Source organism: Gimibacter soli, from assembly GCF_028463845.1.
In the GTDB taxonomy this organism is placed as follows: Bacteria; Pseudomonadota; Alphaproteobacteria; order Sphingomonadales; family Kordiimonadaceae; genus Gimibacter; species Gimibacter soli.
Map to the genome: position 1 here is coordinate 1,376,136 of NZ_CP116805.1, position 15,149 is coordinate 1,391,284.

12 protein-coding genes and 1 tRNA gene are annotated in these 15,149 nt (G+C 60.1%); 6 read left to right on the forward strand and 7 right to left on the reverse strand.

From position 1 onward, the window contains the following. Nucleotides 1–139: 139 nt before the first annotated feature. From sciP to PH603_RS06435, 4 genes are all read right to left on the reverse strand, one after another. Nucleotides 140–412: a CtrA inhibitor SciP gene (gene sciP / locus PH603_RS06420; protein ID WP_289505202.1), complete on the reverse strand. Its 273-nt coding sequence runs from the start codon at nucleotides 410–412 to the stop codon at nucleotides 140–142. A 211-nt stretch (nucleotides 413–623) separates the two neighbouring features. Further along, nucleotides 624–1,994, reverse strand: coding sequence for a flagellar hook-basal body complex protein (locus PH603_RS06425; protein ID WP_289505203.1), 1,371 nt, complete (start codon nucleotides 1,992–1,994; stop codon nucleotides 624–626). Between the two features lie 139 nt (nucleotides 1,995–2,133). Beyond that, complete coding sequence (locus PH603_RS06430; protein WP_289505204.1) at nucleotides 2,134–2,799, reverse strand: flagellar hook assembly protein FlgD; 666 nt, start codon at nucleotides 2,797–2,799, stop codon at nucleotides 2,134–2,136. 26 nt (nucleotides 2,800–2,825) lie between these two features. Then, complete coding sequence (locus PH603_RS06435) at nucleotides 2,826–4,619, reverse strand: flagellar hook-length control protein FliK (protein WP_289505205.1); 1,794 nt, start codon at nucleotides 4,617–4,619, stop codon at nucleotides 2,826–2,828. A 366-nt stretch (nucleotides 4,620–4,985) separates the two neighbouring features. On the opposite strand from PH603_RS06435, the gene mnmA reads away from it, so the two are divergent. The 5 genes from mnmA (at nucleotide 4,986) to PH603_RS06460 (ending at nucleotide 7,937) form a co-directional block, all read left to right on the forward strand. Beyond that, complete coding sequence (gene mnmA, locus PH603_RS06440; protein ID WP_289505206.1) at nucleotides 4,986–6,128, forward strand: tRNA 2-thiouridine(34) synthase MnmA; 1,143 nt, start codon at nucleotides 4,986–4,988, stop codon at nucleotides 6,126–6,128. 147 nt (nucleotides 6,129–6,275) lie between these two features. Then, complete coding sequence (locus PH603_RS06445) at nucleotides 6,276–6,872, forward strand: PEPxxWA-CTERM sorting domain-containing protein (RefSeq protein WP_289505207.1); 597 nt, start codon at nucleotides 6,276–6,278, stop codon at nucleotides 6,870–6,872. A 102-nt stretch (nucleotides 6,873–6,974) separates the two neighbouring features. Continuing rightward, a tRNA-Met gene (locus PH603_RS06450) sits at nucleotides 6,975–7,051 on the forward strand. A gap of 303 nt (nucleotides 7,052–7,354) precedes the next feature. Continuing rightward, on the forward strand, nucleotides 7,355–7,579 hold the full coding sequence (locus PH603_RS06455; protein ID WP_353507373.1) for a cold-shock protein: 225 nt from the start codon (nucleotides 7,355–7,357) through the stop codon (nucleotides 7,577–7,579). 130 nt (nucleotides 7,580–7,709) lie between these two features. Then, nucleotides 7,710–7,937 carry a hypothetical protein gene (locus tag PH603_RS06460; protein WP_289505209.1) on the forward strand — a complete coding sequence of 76 codons (228 nt, stop codon included), beginning with the start codon at nucleotides 7,710–7,712 and terminating at the stop codon, nucleotides 7,935–7,937. Nucleotides 7,938–8,026: 89 nt separating this feature from the next. Here the strand turns inward: PH603_RS06460 and PH603_RS06465 are convergent, their stop codons facing one another. Next, the gene (locus PH603_RS06465) at nucleotides 8,027–9,421 is read right to left on the reverse strand and encodes a peptide MFS transporter (protein ID WP_289505210.1); all 1,395 of its coding nucleotides are present in this window, start codon (nucleotides 9,419–9,421) and stop codon (nucleotides 8,027–8,029) included. A 141-nt stretch (nucleotides 9,422–9,562) separates the two neighbouring features. Next, nucleotides 9,563–11,122 (reverse strand): sodium/sugar symporter, encoded by a 1,560-nt coding sequence (locus PH603_RS06470; protein ID WP_289505211.1) that lies wholly within the window; start codon nucleotides 11,120–11,122, stop codon nucleotides 9,563–9,565. 186 nt (nucleotides 11,123–11,308) lie between these two features. Here PH603_RS06470 and PH603_RS06475 point away from each other — a divergent pair, with 186 nt between their 5' ends. Then, nucleotides 11,309–12,907, forward strand: a complete 1,599-nt coding sequence (locus tag PH603_RS06475) for a methyl-accepting chemotaxis protein (RefSeq protein WP_289505213.1) — start codon at nucleotides 11,309–11,311, stop codon at nucleotides 12,905–12,907. A gap of 66 nt (nucleotides 12,908–12,973) precedes the next feature. On the opposite strand, the gene PH603_RS06480 is transcribed toward PH603_RS06475, so the two are convergent. Then, on the reverse strand, nucleotides 12,974–15,130 hold the full coding sequence (locus PH603_RS06480; RefSeq protein ID WP_289505214.1) for a TonB-dependent receptor: 2,157 nt from the start codon (nucleotides 15,128–15,130) through the stop codon (nucleotides 12,974–12,976). Nucleotides 15,131–15,149: the final 19 nt, after the last annotated feature.

Here is a 15,149-nt window from a genome sequence, read left to right on the forward strand (position 1 = left end):
GCCTGACAATCGCCCGACACGTATGATTCGGTTTTTCGAGCCTAACGCGACGACTGTAAACAGATGGTTAAATCTAGGCAAAAATTGCCTATAATCAAACAGAAAAACGCTGGTGGGGTGAACTTTGACAGAAAATGCGTCAGGCGCTCTTGGCCTCGCGCGGTCTTTGGATGCGTGTGACCTTCAGGCCGGATACGCCGCTGCGATCAATTGCCTGCTGCCAGGAGAGGAACTCCTCGACAGAAAGGGAATAGCGATCACAGGCCTCTTCAAGGGTCAGGAGACCGCCACGGACAGCCGCGACGACCTCGGCCTTGCGCCGAATCACCCAACGTTCGGTTGAGGGCGGCGGGAGGTCTTTCAGTTTCAGGGTCTTGCCGGTTGGTCCGACAACTTTTAGTTCAGGTTTCATGTCTTTTCCGAATACACGTTACTTAAGGGAACGGACCGGTCCACTATAGGAAAAGGGTGTAAAAAAAGGGCTAATATCGGCTGACTTTCCTGTGATCGACGCTAAGTCTTTCTCGGAAAAGCTCTTTAAAAATGCCGAAACCGGCCCGCCTGTTCTCAGGCGGACCGGTCTGGTGCAAAAGAGTTGGTGGGTAAGGCCGCAGCCTGCCCCGTTAGATGCGGACCAGTTCCTCGAGGATTTCGTCCGAGGTCGTGATGATGCGGGTCGAGGCAGAGAAGGCGCGCTGCACCTTGATCAGTTCGGCAAACTCGTTCGCAAGGTCAACAGTCGAGAGTTCAAGCGCGTTCGGCGCAATGGCACCGGCACCGCCTTGTCCCGCCGTCTGCAGGGCGAAGTTACCCGACAGGTTCGAGAAGCTGTAAGCGTTGCCCTGTTTGCGGGCGAGACCATCCGGGTTCGGGAAGGTTGCGACCGGCAGGCGGAAGATCGGTTCCTGCAGGCCGTTATCGAAGAGGGCATAGACGTAGCCGTCTTCACCGATCCGGATATCGTTCACGTTGCCGAACTGGGCGCCCGTGACGTTTGAGGCAATCAGGGTCGAGGGGCTGTCGAACTGCGAGAAGCCGTTCGCCTGGCCGTCAGTACCGACGTTGAAGACGATGTTGCCGTTATCAACCGAAGTAACGCCGGTGCCGTAGGTGAAGGTAAGTGCTTCGCCAGCTGCTAGGCTGACCGGGTTGCCGCCAATGTCGTTCATCGTGGAGTTCACGAGGTCGATCGAACCATCCGAATTGAAGAGCAGGCTGCCCGAAGCGATAAGGCCGTCGGTGTGGGCTGCATCCAGTTCGCTCGGATTGTCGAAATACATTTCATACGACCAGTCGTTGGCGCTCGATTTGATCGCGGAAAGGACGACGGTGTGCGAAATGCCCTGGCTGTCGAACACTTCGAAGGTGGTTTCGAAGTCCGCGGTCACGGTGCCCGGCGGTGTAGCTGCGGCGGCGGCCATGTCGCCGACGGCATAGGTGCCGGCAGCTGCGTTGACTGAGGTGCTGGACTGCAGGTTGGCGCGCAGCGACACGCGGCCCGTGGCGCTTGCCACACCGTTCAGATTGTCGATGTTGATGGGCTCGAGGAGCGTCAGGTCGTTCTGGCGGGACGGAATGCCGCCGGTGGCGTCAAGTTTCCAGCCCATCAGGTAAAGACCTGCGGTATTCCTGAAGAAACCTTCCTCGTCCTTCGAGAAGGAGCCGGCACGGGTGAACTGGAATTCGCCGTCCTCGTTTGCATTGCCTGATTTCTTCACCACGAAGAAGCCGGCGCCGTCTACCGAGAGGTCGGTCGGCGAGGACGACGGTTGCAGCAGGCCCTGGCGCGAAATCAGCGATTCCGTGAAGGCCCTGACACCGCCCGGCGAATAGGACGAAGCGGAAGATGTTTCGGTCACAAGGGTCGAGAAGCGCGAGCGGCTCTCTTTGTAACCGATGGTGTTAACGTTGGTAATGTTGTCGGCGATCACCCCAACGCTTTGCGAGAAAGCCTGGAGCCCCGATACGCCGGCGGCCAGAGCCGTGAATGCCATTTTACTTCTCCTGAACTCTTTTGCGTGTTCACGTGCGTATGGCGTTCTGCACTTGCCGGGATATCCCGGCGATCATGGCGAGCACTTCGGCCCGCCGGTTTCTTGCGGACGCCCCTTCGGCATCCGCAGGCTTTTCCGGTCAGCTGTCGATCGACAGCCGCAGGATTTCGCTTTGGGTCACGGCGTAAGGGCCTGCCGCGAACCAGGGGGTGGAGGTCGATGTATCCACGCCCGTAATCTTGTGTTCCGAATAGATAAGCGACCGGATGGCGGTGGCCTGCTCGTCGGAAGCTGTCACCTTCAGGGTGTAATTGCCTTCGGGCGCCACGTTGCCGGTCATGTCCTTGCCATCCCACTCGAAGTCCTGGATGCCGGTCGCGCCATTGCCTGTGGTGCTGTAGACGGTGAAGCCGTCTTCATCCACGACCTCGAGCTTGACATTGTAAGCATCGGTTTCGAGTTCATATTGCCACTTGCCGCCAGTGCCGGTGTTCTCGATCGTGTCGGCCTGCAGCAGGGCAGTCTTGCCGAGATAGCTGGTCGAGGCATTGATCGCGTTCACCAGAAGGAGTGACGAGATATTCTCGAGATTCTTGTTGGCGACGATCTGCTGTTCGACGCCGGCGAAAGCCACAAGCTGCTGGGTCATTTCATTGCTTTCCATGGGGTCGAGCGGATCCTGGTTCTGAAGCTGCGAGGTCAGCAGCGTCAGGAAGGTATCGAAATCCTGAGCGAGCGAGGCGCCCGAAGAGGCGGCACTCGAACTGCTGCCGCTTGCAATGCCTGCTGTGGTATTGATTTCCATCGTTCAATCCTTTCCGAACAGGCCCGTCACACGCGGACGTCGATGCCGGTTTCGGCGGTTACATAGGGCAGGATCGCTTCAAGATCCGTGCTGTCGAGATGCAGGACGGCGCCTTCGGCATCGTCCGTTGCGGTGCCGTCGCCATCAGTGCCGTTGCCAGCACCTGCGGCCATGCGTTCATCGATCCGGTCGGCGAGCATGGCTTCGGCGAAGGCCTTGCCAGCGCTTTCCTGGCCGGCGCCATCGTCAAGGCTGAAGCTCAGGCCGGCCATGTCGGTCTTGTGACCGCCGGCTTCCAGCGCCTTTTCAAGCGAACGGCTATCGCGGCGCAGCATATCGAGCGTTTCGCGGCGGTCGGCGACGACCTCGGCGCGCACCACACCATCCTGCGTGAACTGCATCTTCACGGTCACCCGGCCAAGCTCCGGCGGGTCGAGGCGCACGGTGAAATTCTTGTCGCCGGCTTCCACGGCTTTGGCGATCTGGATATTCACCTGATTAAGCACGTAATTGCTTTGCGTCTGTGCCGTGAAGCCGGTGGCTGCAGGACGGCCAAGGAGGCCGGTTTCGCCCTTCAGGGTCGTCAATCCGCCGCCGATCATCGACTGGCCGCTGGTGTCAGACTGGCCGGTCAGGCTTTCGGGCGTGCTGCTGGCGGCTGGCCGGTCGTTCGACGCCAGAAGGAGGCCGGTGTCGCGGCCTGGGGTGCGGGCGGCGTCGTGGGTCTGCTGGGTTGCCGCAGCAACATCGGTGCTTGCTGCTTGCTGGCCACTGGCCGAGCCATTCCCGGCAGCAGCTTGCGCTGCTGCGGACTTGGCTTTGCCGTTCGCATTGGCGTTTGCGGATTTCTGCTGGCCGGTCTGGGCCTGCGCGAGGGCAGGGGCCGCCTCTGCAGCAGCTTCATCGGCAAGCTCGGTCACGCTCGGCATCAGGTCGGGCGAGGACGGCGCTTTCGACTTGGCGGCCGTGGCATGGGCACGGGCGGTATCCGATGCCTGCGCGGGCAGGTCGGCCACAGGTTCATCCAGCGTATCAGCCGTTACGCTTGCGTAATTAACGTCAGCTGGCTTGGGATGCGGCACAGACTGCGCGCGGGCAGCATTGGCGGCGCGCTCGGCGGCAAGCGCTGCGTCGGCGTCGCTACCGGTATCACCTTCACCCTCGCTGTCTGTGGCGGGGGCAGCGGTTGCATCATCGGCGGCAAGATCGATGTCGACGGTGGTATCGGCGTCTGCTTCAACAGTTTCCGTGGCAGCAGCCTTGGCAGGAATGCTGCTGGCAGTCTCGGTAGGCGCTGCAACCTTGTCGGTTGCTGCGGGCTGCGCGGTGGCTTTGGCCGGTGCAACAGCCACTTCAGGGGCAGGTTGCCCGGTGCCGGACTGCGTGTCTGCTTGCGCTTCCGGTGTAGCTGCCGATGCAGCGGGAACGGCGCCGTTGCCTGCAGTGGTCGGCACACTGGTATCTATCGTATCCGAACCCGCATCGATGTTCGCGTCAGCCGTGCCATCCTCGGCACCTGTCTCACCAACGCCCAGCATATCGGGCAGGGCGACAGGCGCATCGGACTGTACGGTCGTATAGCTATAGGGGCCTATGGCGAACATATAATCGGATGCGCTCATGCCGGCCGCGTCGGTGCCTTCCAGCAACTGCCCGTTGGCGAACTTGCCGGGGGCTGCGGTGGCGGTGACGCCGGTCAGCATGTCGGCGAAGCTCTGGCCGGCTGCGCCCTGGCCATTTGCCTTGGTGCCCATGAAAGCAGAGAGCATGCCGCTCGAGGAGGCACCAAACATCTGCATCATTTGATCGATCGGGTTCATCTACGCGAATTCCAAACTGTCCGATCCATTCTGGCGTGTCAGGCGGCCGGGCTTCTCATGGCCGCACGGAAAATCTCGTGAAGATCATCAGCAAGGATCGGGCCAATTCTCCAAGCGGGCAGAAATCAACGGAATTTGATGTGCGGCGGGAAGGGGTGCCAAGGCCCGGAAGCGCAAGCGATCATGTCTTGCCGGGCAAAAAAGTCTGCCGGGCGGCAAGGGCGGAATCGCTTGCCGCCTTGGCCCATCTCCCTTATATGAAGCGGCAAGAAAGGCGGGCAGCGGCCCGCGAAAAAGGCGGCCCCGGCAGCGGGTGGCGCCATTGGCGGCAGGGGCCGGATGTGCCCGCCGCACAGGAACCGAGCCATGAGTGTGAACAGTCTGGGGTTTGACCGCGCCCCCGAAAATACGCGCGTCGTTGTCGCCATGTCGGGCGGCGTGGACAGTTCGGTGACGGCAGCCCTCCTGAAAGACCAGGGCTATGACGTCGTCGGCATCACGCTGCAGCTGTATGATCACGGCGTCGCGGTGCAGAAGAAAGGCGCCTGCTGTGCGGGCCAAGATATCCATGATGCCCGCCGCGTGGCGGAAGCCATCGGGATTCCGCACTATGTGCTGGATTATGAAAGCCGCTTCAAAGATCAGGTGATGGAGGAATTTGCCGACAGCTATATCCGCGGCGAAACCCCGATCCCCTGCGTGCGCTGCAACCAGACCGTCAAGTTCAAGGATCTGCTTGCCACCGCGCGCGACCTTGGCGCCGATTGCATGGCGACCGGGCATTATGTGCAGCGTACGCTCGGCGGCAGTGGCAAGGCACAGCTCACCCGCGCTGTGGACCTTGGCCGCGACCAGAGCTATTTCCTGTTCACCACCACGCAAGAGCAGCTCGATTTCCTGCGTTTCCCGCTGGGCGGCATGGAAAAGCCGGAAGTGCGCGCACTGGCCGAGACATATGGCCTGACCGTTGCCGACAAGCCGGACAGCCAGGATATCTGCTTCGTGCCCGAAGGCCGCTATGTGGATGTGATCGAACGCCTGCGCCCAGGTGCGCTGGAAGCCGGCGAGATTGTCGATCTTGATGGCAATGTGCTCGGTCACCATGAAGGCATCATCCGCTATACCATCGGCCAGCGCCGCGGCCTTGGCATCGGCGGTGTGACCGATCCCCTTTATGTGGTGAAGCTTGATCCTGCCAACAAACGGGTGATCGTGGGGCCCAAGGAAGCGCTCGATACCCGCGCGATTGCGGTGAAGGATGTGAACTGGCTGGGCGAGCCTGTGGGTGCAGACGGCATCGAGGTGCTGGCCCGCGTGCGCTCCACCCGCCCGCCGGTCCCTGCCACGCTGCGTCTTGGCGACAACGGCGATGCCATGCTGGAACTCCATGACCCCGAAGCCGGTGTATCGCCGGGGCAGGCGGCTGTTTTCTATGATGGCGACCGGGTTCTCGGCGGTGGCTGGATCGCAAAAACCGTGAGCGCAGACAAGCGGTTGGCGGCAATCTGACGCATTTCTTCGATCACAAGTTGCGCGGTCGCAATACAAAGGCTTGCGGCTATGGTTAACAAAAGGTAAACTTTGCTTCGTATTGGTCGACTCGACTTTCAGAATCGGGCGACTCTTTTTGTGACCAGATCAGATCAGGGAAGTAACATGCGCTTCGTTACCCTCAAGTCCGCAGTTTGCGCGACTGCCGTGCTGGCGGCCTGTGCCATTACCGCCCCCGTTGCGGCAACCACCAGCTTCCAGTTCAACGGCTCAATCGACGAAAGCTATATCGGCGGCATGCCCGTGGGCACCGAGTTCATGGCCTGGGGTCTCTATGACGAAACCAAGGTCGGCCTCGATGGCAAATACAGCTTTGCGAACAATGGCGGCGTGTTTTTCCTGCAAATCCTCGGCACCATCTTCAAGATGGAAGACGACGACCGCTGGGGCGGTGGCGGCGGCCCGATCCTTTCCTTCGATAACACTGACGCGCTCGACCGTTTCAATTTTGAAATGAGCGGCAGCGATATCCTCGGCATCGGCGGTACCTATCTTGGCGCCTTCGGCCTCCTTGGCTTCGAAAACGATTTCGGCGACTTCGCGAGCGGCACCTACGCGCTCACGAAACAAAGCTATCTGCCGCCGGATCCGGATCCGACCGGTGGTATCCCCGAGCCCGCAACCTGGCTGATGATGGTGATGGGCTTCGGCCTTGCCGGGGCTGCGTGGCGCCGTCGCCTGCTGCTTGTGAAAGCTGCCTGAGGGCCGCCGCGCAATCCCTGAAAAAGCGTCTTGACGGGGTCGGGTACGTCCATTATACCGGCCCGGCTTCCGGCAAAATGCGCCGGGGCACATGCCTTTCGGGGCCGAGTAGCTCAGTTGGTTAGAGCGGCGGAATCATAATCCGTAGGTCGGGGGTTCAAGTCCCTCCTCGGCTACCAATTTTCAGATAAGCCCTTGATTTCAGTGCGAAGTCGAGGGCTTATCTTTTATGCGTCTTGGTGCAGGATTTGCCATTTTAGGATCGCTTGAAAAACGTCAATCCAGCATAGTATTTCCGCCAATATTTGGGGCGGCCAAAAATAGAGATTGATTATTTCAAAAATAAAATCTATTTATGCGCAGCGATATTTTTCTGCTGAGCTTTGGCTGTTGTGTGATTGATTCACACTCTGAACGATCCCTCCCTTTAAAATAGTCGTTACACCATCCGCGGCGCGTATGTTGCGGTCAACTACATTGCTATGAAAGGGTTCAACATGGCCACTGGTACAGTAAAATGGTTCAATGCCACCAAAGGTTTCGGCTTCATCCAGCCTGATGACGGCGGCGCCGATGCCTTCGTCCACATCTCCGCTGTCGAGCGCGCAGGTCTGCGCGAAATCGTCGAAGGCCAGAAGCTCAGCTACGATCTCGAAAGCGATCGCAAGTCGGGCAAGATGTCGGCTGGCAATCTCCAGGTGCTCTAATCTGGTATTTGCTTTCTCGGGATCGTTCCTTCGACACCGGTATTGAAAGCACGAGACAAATGAAGGTCAGGCAATTTGCCTGACCTTTTCCTTTCCGCCCGGTCAATGGGCACCACAGTAAAGGGCGAGCATGACGAATACCAATGCCAGGTCACGTCAACAGGCAGAGCCGGTTGTCGACAGGAAACAGTTGCAGATCGTTGCGCGAGAGCGTGCCTTTGAAGAACTGGAAGAAGCTGCGTCTGCCAGCGACGAAAAGACCGTAAGGCTGCGCGAAGCGCGTCTCGCGCGGGAAATGAAAGATCGCCTGAAGGCCGCCGCCGCAAGGGCTGTTACGAAATCCGCCAGAAAGGCCTGACGTCGGCTATCACCTGACGGTTATTACAAAAGAAAAAGCCCGCAGCCATCAGGCGCGGGCTTTTCTGTTTTTCGGCCTCGTCCGCCTTGTCAGGCGGCGGCAGGTTCCTTGTCGCTCATCAGGCGCGGGGCGAGGAATATCTTGTAGGCGAGGAACACGGCGCCCGCGATGGCGGCAAAGCCGGCATGCAGGGCCCAGAAGCTCGTGGTCGGCATCGTCTCGTAGAAGCCGCCAACCCAGCCGACGGCGAAGTTGCCGGCGAAGAAGGCGAGATAATAGAGGCCGATCACGGTGGCGTTCACCGCCACAGGTGCGAGGCGCGAGAAGAGCGCGAGGCTGACCGGCAGCATGTGGGCAAAGCCGATCGAGTTCATGAAGTGGAAGGCCACCGGCCAGAAGAGGCCGATCTTGCCACCGTCCGGCACGGTGGCGGCGGCCATGAACAGGCAGCCCATGCCAGCGATGGAGAAGATCGAGCCGATGATCAGCTTCGTCAATTCATCGGGCTCCTGCCAGCGCTTGCCGTACCAGCGGTAGAAAAGCGATACACCGGCAAGGAAGCTGACGCTGACCACGGCATCAAGCGTGATCAGCCAGGTGGTCGGCAACTGGGTTCCGAAGAAATTCAGGTCGAAATGCTGGTCACCCCAAACGAGATAGGTGTTGAAAATCTGCTGGTTCGGCATGATGCCAAGGGCAAGCACGGGGATCAGCAAGAGAACGGCCAAAAGCGAGATCCAGTCCTGCCGGGTCATGGCCGGGCGCGCGGCTTTCTCGCGCGGGCCTTGCGGCGTGAAATGTTCCTTCGGCAGATATTTCTGGCCCGCCAGATAGATGACGAGGCCCAGAAGCATGCCAACGCCCGCGGCGCCAAAGCCCCAATGCCAGCCGACCGTTTCGCCCAGCGTGCCGACAATCAGCGGCGAGGCAATCACGCCCGCATTGATGCCCAGATAGAAAATCTGGAAGGCATCGGCACGGCGCAGGTCGTCGGGCTTGTAAAGCGAGCCCACCTGGCTTGCGATATTGCCCTTGAACATGCCGCAGCCAACAACAAGGCAGAGAAGGGCGAACAGGAAGCTTGCCTCGAACGCCATCAGGAAGTGGCCGACCGACATGGTGATGGCGCCGATCAGCACGGTGCGCCGCTTGCCAAGCCAACGGTCAGCAATCAGGCCGCCGAAAATCGGGGTCAGGTAAACCGTGGCGGTATAGGTGCCGAAGATGGCAGAGGCCAAAGCCTGCCCTTCAAGGCCGCCATAGAGTGTGCGGAAACTGTCGAAGAAGGCGATGTTTTCGATATGGCCGGGCGTCAGCGCCACCTTGACCATGTAAAGCACGAGAAGTGCCTGCATTCCGTAATAGGAAAAGCGTTCCCATGCTTCGGTGAAGGCAAGATAGCCAAGCCCTTTCGGGTGCCCCAAAAAGGCGCGGTCGGCATGGTCGGCTAGGGTGAGTTCAGGCGTCGCTTCGGCGCTGGTCATTGTTTTTCTGGTCCCCGTGAAAGTTATTTTGGCGTTCCCGTCTGGTCGCGGGAATCGGCAGGGGAGCGTAGGACGCAGCAATCGGCCTTGGAAAGCGTTTTTTGCACCGGCCGGCCAGCGTGACCGGCCGGTGCCGTGTTTTTACCACCAGGTGGCGTAGAGCGCTGCCGTGATCAGGATCACGAGGAGGGCGGCAAGGTTGAAACCGCCCGAGGTCTTGAAGCCGATCTCGCCAAGATCAACCGAGCCTTCCTGCACCTTGCCGCCTGCCATCAGCGACAGGACAATGGCAATGCCGGAGCAGGCGAGGAAGACGATACCGACGCGGTCGATGAACGGCAGTTCCGGCCACAGCATCTTGAAGGCGAAGGACAGGACGGCTGAACCGATGGCGGCGGCAAGCGCACCGTTTGCGGTCGTCTTGCGCCAGAACATGCCAAGGAAGAAGATCACGCAGATCCCCGGCGTGAAGAAGCCGGTGAATTCCTGGATATACTGGAAAGCCTGATCGAAATTGCCGAGAAGCGGCTTCGCGGTGAGCAGTGCCAGCACCATCGCCGACACGGCAACGATGCGGCCGATCACCACGGGGTCACGGCGTTTTTCTTCTGCCACGAAACTCGGGTAGATATCCATCGTGAAGATCGTGGAGATCGAGTTGGTCATGGAGCCCAAGGACGAGATGATCGCGGCAATCAGGGCTGCGAACACAAGGCCCAGAAGGCCGGCAGGCAACAGCTTCATGGCGGTGGGATAAGCCTGATCGGGTGAGGCCAGATCGGGCTGCAGCACGAACATGGCAATACCCGGCAGCACGACGATGATCGGCATCACGAGCTTCAGGAAGGCGGCGAAGGCGATACCCTTCTGGGCTTCATCAAGGCTTTTGGCACCCAGCGCGCGCTGGATGATATATTGGTTGAAGCCCCAGTAGCTGAGGTTCATCACCCACATGCCGCCCACCAGCACCGAAAGGCCGGGCAGGGACGCATAATAGGGGTTCGACGGATCGAGGATCATGTCGAACTTTTCAGGGGCTTTCTCAAGAAGCATCGAGAAACCTGCAAGCGCGCCTGCGCCGCCCGAGATATCCTCCAGCAGCACATAGGCGATCATCAGGCCGCCGAACACCAGAAGTACCACCTGGATGATGTCGGTGAAGGCAACGGCCTTGAGGCCGCCATAAACCGAATAGGCCATGGCAAAGATGCCCAGTGCCAGCATGCCGTAGACCAGATCAACGCCGGTAACAGCCTCGATGGCGAGCGAACCGAGCCACAGGATCGAGGTCAGGTTCACGAACACATAAACGCCGAGCCAGAAGAAGGCCATCACCATACGCACGCGGTGATCGTAGCGCTGCTCCAGGAACTGGGGCATCGTATAGATGCCGCGCTTAAGGAAGACGGGCAGCAGATATTTGCCGACGATCAGCAGCGAAATGGCCGCCATCCATTCATAGGAGGCGATGGCAAGTCCCATGGCATAGCCCGACCCGGACATGCCGATGATCTGTTCTGCCGAGATGTTGGAAGCGATCAGCGAGGCGCCGATGGCCCACCAGGGCAGGGCCTTGCCGGCCAGGAAATAATCGGAAGCATCCTTGTGGTGGCCGGCTTTTTCGCGGCTGACCCACTGCGCAAGGACGAACAGGATGACCGCATATGCGGCCACCACCGCAAAATCGATGGTGCTGAGCATTGTAACTCCCCTCACTCACACTTTCCCTCGGGCACGCACGATAGGTGTGGATGACAGCGCTGTCAATTTTTACCTGCTAGGCCGCCCGTTCCAAATGAAACCCGAAACCGGTGGGGGAGCGGTAAGGGCGCTGCTACCGTCATGGGTGTTTCGAGTTCGGCAAATCGATTGAACCAGGGGGGAGCCATGTTCGATCGTCTTTTCAAAGGCCGTGCTTTCACGGCTGACGTGTCTGAGCCATCAATTGACCGGCCCGCCCATATTGCCTCTTCGCTACATGCGGAGATGCTCGAAATCCTGCCCTATAATGTGATGCTGTGCGATATCGCCACCTTCGATATCGTTTATGCCAACCGGCGCAGTTTCGATACCGTTAGGTCGCTGGAGCACTTACTGCCGATCACGGCGGAAGAACTGGTCGGCGCCAATATCGATATTTTCCACAAGCAGCCGCTGCATCAGCGCCAGTTGCTGGCCAAGGCGTCGAACCTGCCGCATGAGGCGGTGATCCGGCTTGGCGATGAATATCTGCGGCTGCAGGTCGATGCCGTGCGCGATGCCGGGGATACCTATCGCTATGCGCTTCTCACATGGTCGGTGGTGACAGCGGAACGGCGGGCGACGGCCAAGGCTGCTGAACTGTTGCAGGTTCTGGACAAGATGCCGATCAACGCGATGCTATGCGATCCGCAGACGCTCGAGATGATCTATATGAATGAAACAAGCCGCCACACGCTGATGGGGTTGCAGCATCTGCTGCCGATCCCGGTGGATGATATCATCGGTAAAAGCATCGACGTGTTTCACAAGGACCCGTCACACCAGCGGCGCATCCTTGCGGACCCCACCAACCTGCCCTTCAAGACCCGCATCCGGCTGGGGGATGAATATCTCTGTCTGGAGATTTCGGCCATTCGCGATGTGACGGGTGCCTATACGGCAGCACTGGCAACCTGGGCTGTGGTGACCGCGCAGGTGGCGGTGGAACAGTCGGTCGCTGAAACCGCCGGACGGATGCAGCAGGATGTTGACGGCCTGCGTGCAACAGCGGGGGAATTGACTGGCATCGCGGGTGAAAGCAGCGACCTCGCCACGGTTGTTGCCTCGGCTGCAGAGGAAGCCAGTGTCAATGTGCAGACCGTGGCGCGCGCGGCGGAAGAACTGTCTGCGTCGGTGCGTGAAATCGGCCAGCGTACCCAGCGCACCGCCGATATTGCCTTTGCGGCACAGGAAGAAAGTGCGCGAACCCGCGATATCGTGCGTGATCTTGAGGCGTCGTCCAGCCAGATCACGGCTATCGTCCAGCTGATCGCGGATATTGCCAGCCAGACAAACCTTCTGGCGCTGAATGCGACGATCGAGGCAGCCCGGGCAGGCGAGGCCGGCAAGGGCTTCGCTGTGGTGGCGAACGAGGTGAAAAGCCTTGCCGGGCAAACGGCCTCGGCAACGCAGGAAATCACTGGTCAGGTATCCAAAATCCAGTCGGAAATCGCCCGTGTGGTGCAGACGATGGGAAGCGTGGCGACCGTGATTGACGAAGTGAACGAGATCACCGCTGAGGTGGCCTCTGCCGTGCAGGAACAGGATGCTGCCACGCAGGAAATTGCCCGCAGCATTCAGGAAGCGGCAGAAGGCACCAACAAGGTGGCGTCGGATATCACGCAGGTGGTGGGCCTGTCACAGCGCACATCCGAAGGGGCGCACGGGCTGATGCATGCCGCTGACCGGCTGGAAGCAGGCCGTGAAAGCCTTGGCGAGGCAATCGACCGTTTGATGCAGAATTGAGTATCGAGTGGTGAAGTGTGTAAACGCCGGGGCAGGGTAGCCGCCCCGGCGTTTTTCTATGCTGCCTTAGAATTTGGCGCGCAGGCCAACCCGGAAATTGCGGCCCGGCAGCGGCACGCTGTCTTTCAGGAAGCTTGTGTGCTGGCGTGCGTCCGAATTCGTCAGGTTCATGGCCTTCAGGTCCAGCGAGATATCCTTGTCCTCGAACGGATGGATGCTGAGGTAAGCGTTCCACATCGCATAGCTGTCGGTCGGGATTTCAAACTCGGACGTGCGCTTCTGGGCGCCGGCGATTTCAAGCTCGGTGCGGAAATCGAAGGCGCCGGCATCGGCCTCAAACCCGACAAGCGCGGAAAGCGGCGGGATGCGCGGCAGGCGGTCGTTGCCGGTCACATCCAGCAGTTTGGCCCGCACCAGATCCATCTGGCCGGTCAGGTGGATATCCACCGTGCCGAAGGCGCTGGTGTCGAAGCTGGCTGCATGGAAATCACCCTGTGCTTCGAAGCCCATGAAGCGGGCGTCGGCGGCCTTGAAGGCGAACACGGTCAGCTCGTCGATTTCCTCGCCCGTTGCCACTTCATAGATGAAGTTGTCGTAGCGGGTGACATAGGCGTTGACCGTGCCGCTGAACCGCTCGCCGCGGTACCCGGCCGAGGCCTCGATACCTTGCGCCGTTTCCTTGCCAAGCGTCACATCGCCCAGCTCATAGGCGCTGGTGGCGAGGTGTGGGCCGTTCGAGAAAAGTTCCTCGGTTGTGGGGGCGCGCTCGGTGCGGAAGATATTGATGCCGGCGAATGTTGTTTCGCTGAAGTCATAGCCGAGCCCGGCGGAGGCGCTGAAGCCGGTGAAATCAAGGCTCACGCCCAGTTCATCGGCCTTGTGCGTGGTGTGTTCAAGCCGCCCGCCGAAATCGATATGCCAGTTATCGATTTCCAGATTTTTCAGCGTGAACAGGCCATACTGGTGCGACTTGGTCGGTGGCACGAAGGCCTCGTCGCCAAGGGCCGAGAAGTCACGGCTCGTCACCTGCACGCCGCTGGTGCCGGACCAGTTGCCGCCAAGGTTCTCGATCAGATCGAGCCGCGCTTCATAGCCCTTGTTTGCGAAGATGGTGCCGGTTTCATCGCCCTCGATCTCGGCATGTTCATAATCGCCGTAACCGAACCGGACCTTGGCTTTTTCGAACCAGCCGTCATCGAAGCGATATTCGCCCATCAGGTCGACACGGGTCTGGTCCAGATCGATCGCGACGCCTTCTTCTTCGTGCGCCTCTTCCTCATGATCCTCGCCCTCCTCACCTTCTTCCTCATGGTGATGATGGCCGGCGGGGATGCCATAATCCGAACGCTGCAGTTTCACATTCACGCCGATGAAGCCCTTGTCGCCGATCAGCGACAGGCCGGCCGATGCGCTTTTGGATTTGGAGAAGGAGTTTTCGATGATGCCGAAGGCTTCCTCTTCGCCCTCGTGCTCGTCACCTTCCTCGGCTTCTTCCATATCGCGCAGGCGCTTCGATTCGGCGAATCCGGGGATTTTATAGTCTTCGGAATCGCGCCATGAGCCATCAAGATGCAGCACAAGGTCGGCGCCGCCGAGTTTGCCTGTGGCCACATTCAGGGCGGCGGCGGCGTCCTCGCCGTCATTGACTGTCGAGTGGCCTACTGAAACGCCGGCCTCGAAGCCATTCTCCGGCACGCGGTCGGGGATGCGGCCATCCATCACGTTGATCACGCCGCCGGTTGCCGAGCTGCCATACACAAGCATGGAGGTGCCGCGCAGAATCTCGATTCGCTCAGCCAGTGCGGGCTCAACCGCCACGGCGTGGTCCGGGCTTGTCGAAGATGCATCGACGGAACCGATGCCGCTATCAAGGACGCGGATACGGTCCCCGCCAAGGCCGCGGATCACCGGGCGGCTGGCACCGGGGCCAAAGAAGGTGGAGCTGATGCCGGGTTGGCGGCGCAGCGTTTCACCGAGCGTGCCATCCATCTGGCGGGCGATTTCCTCTTCCCGCAGCACGGTGGTGCCGATCACGGTCTGGTGCAGGGTGCGGCCCTCGATATTGGTGCTGACCACGATCTCTTCGATCCGGTCGGCATGGGGCGGCTGGCCGCCATCGCCGCCATCGGCAAGGGCTGCATGGCTCACCGTCGAAAGCAGAAGAACGGGCAGACTGGTACGCGCACGGTGGCTGCGGGGCGGCAGGCGATTAGGATTGAACATCACTTGTTTCCTCTAGTCC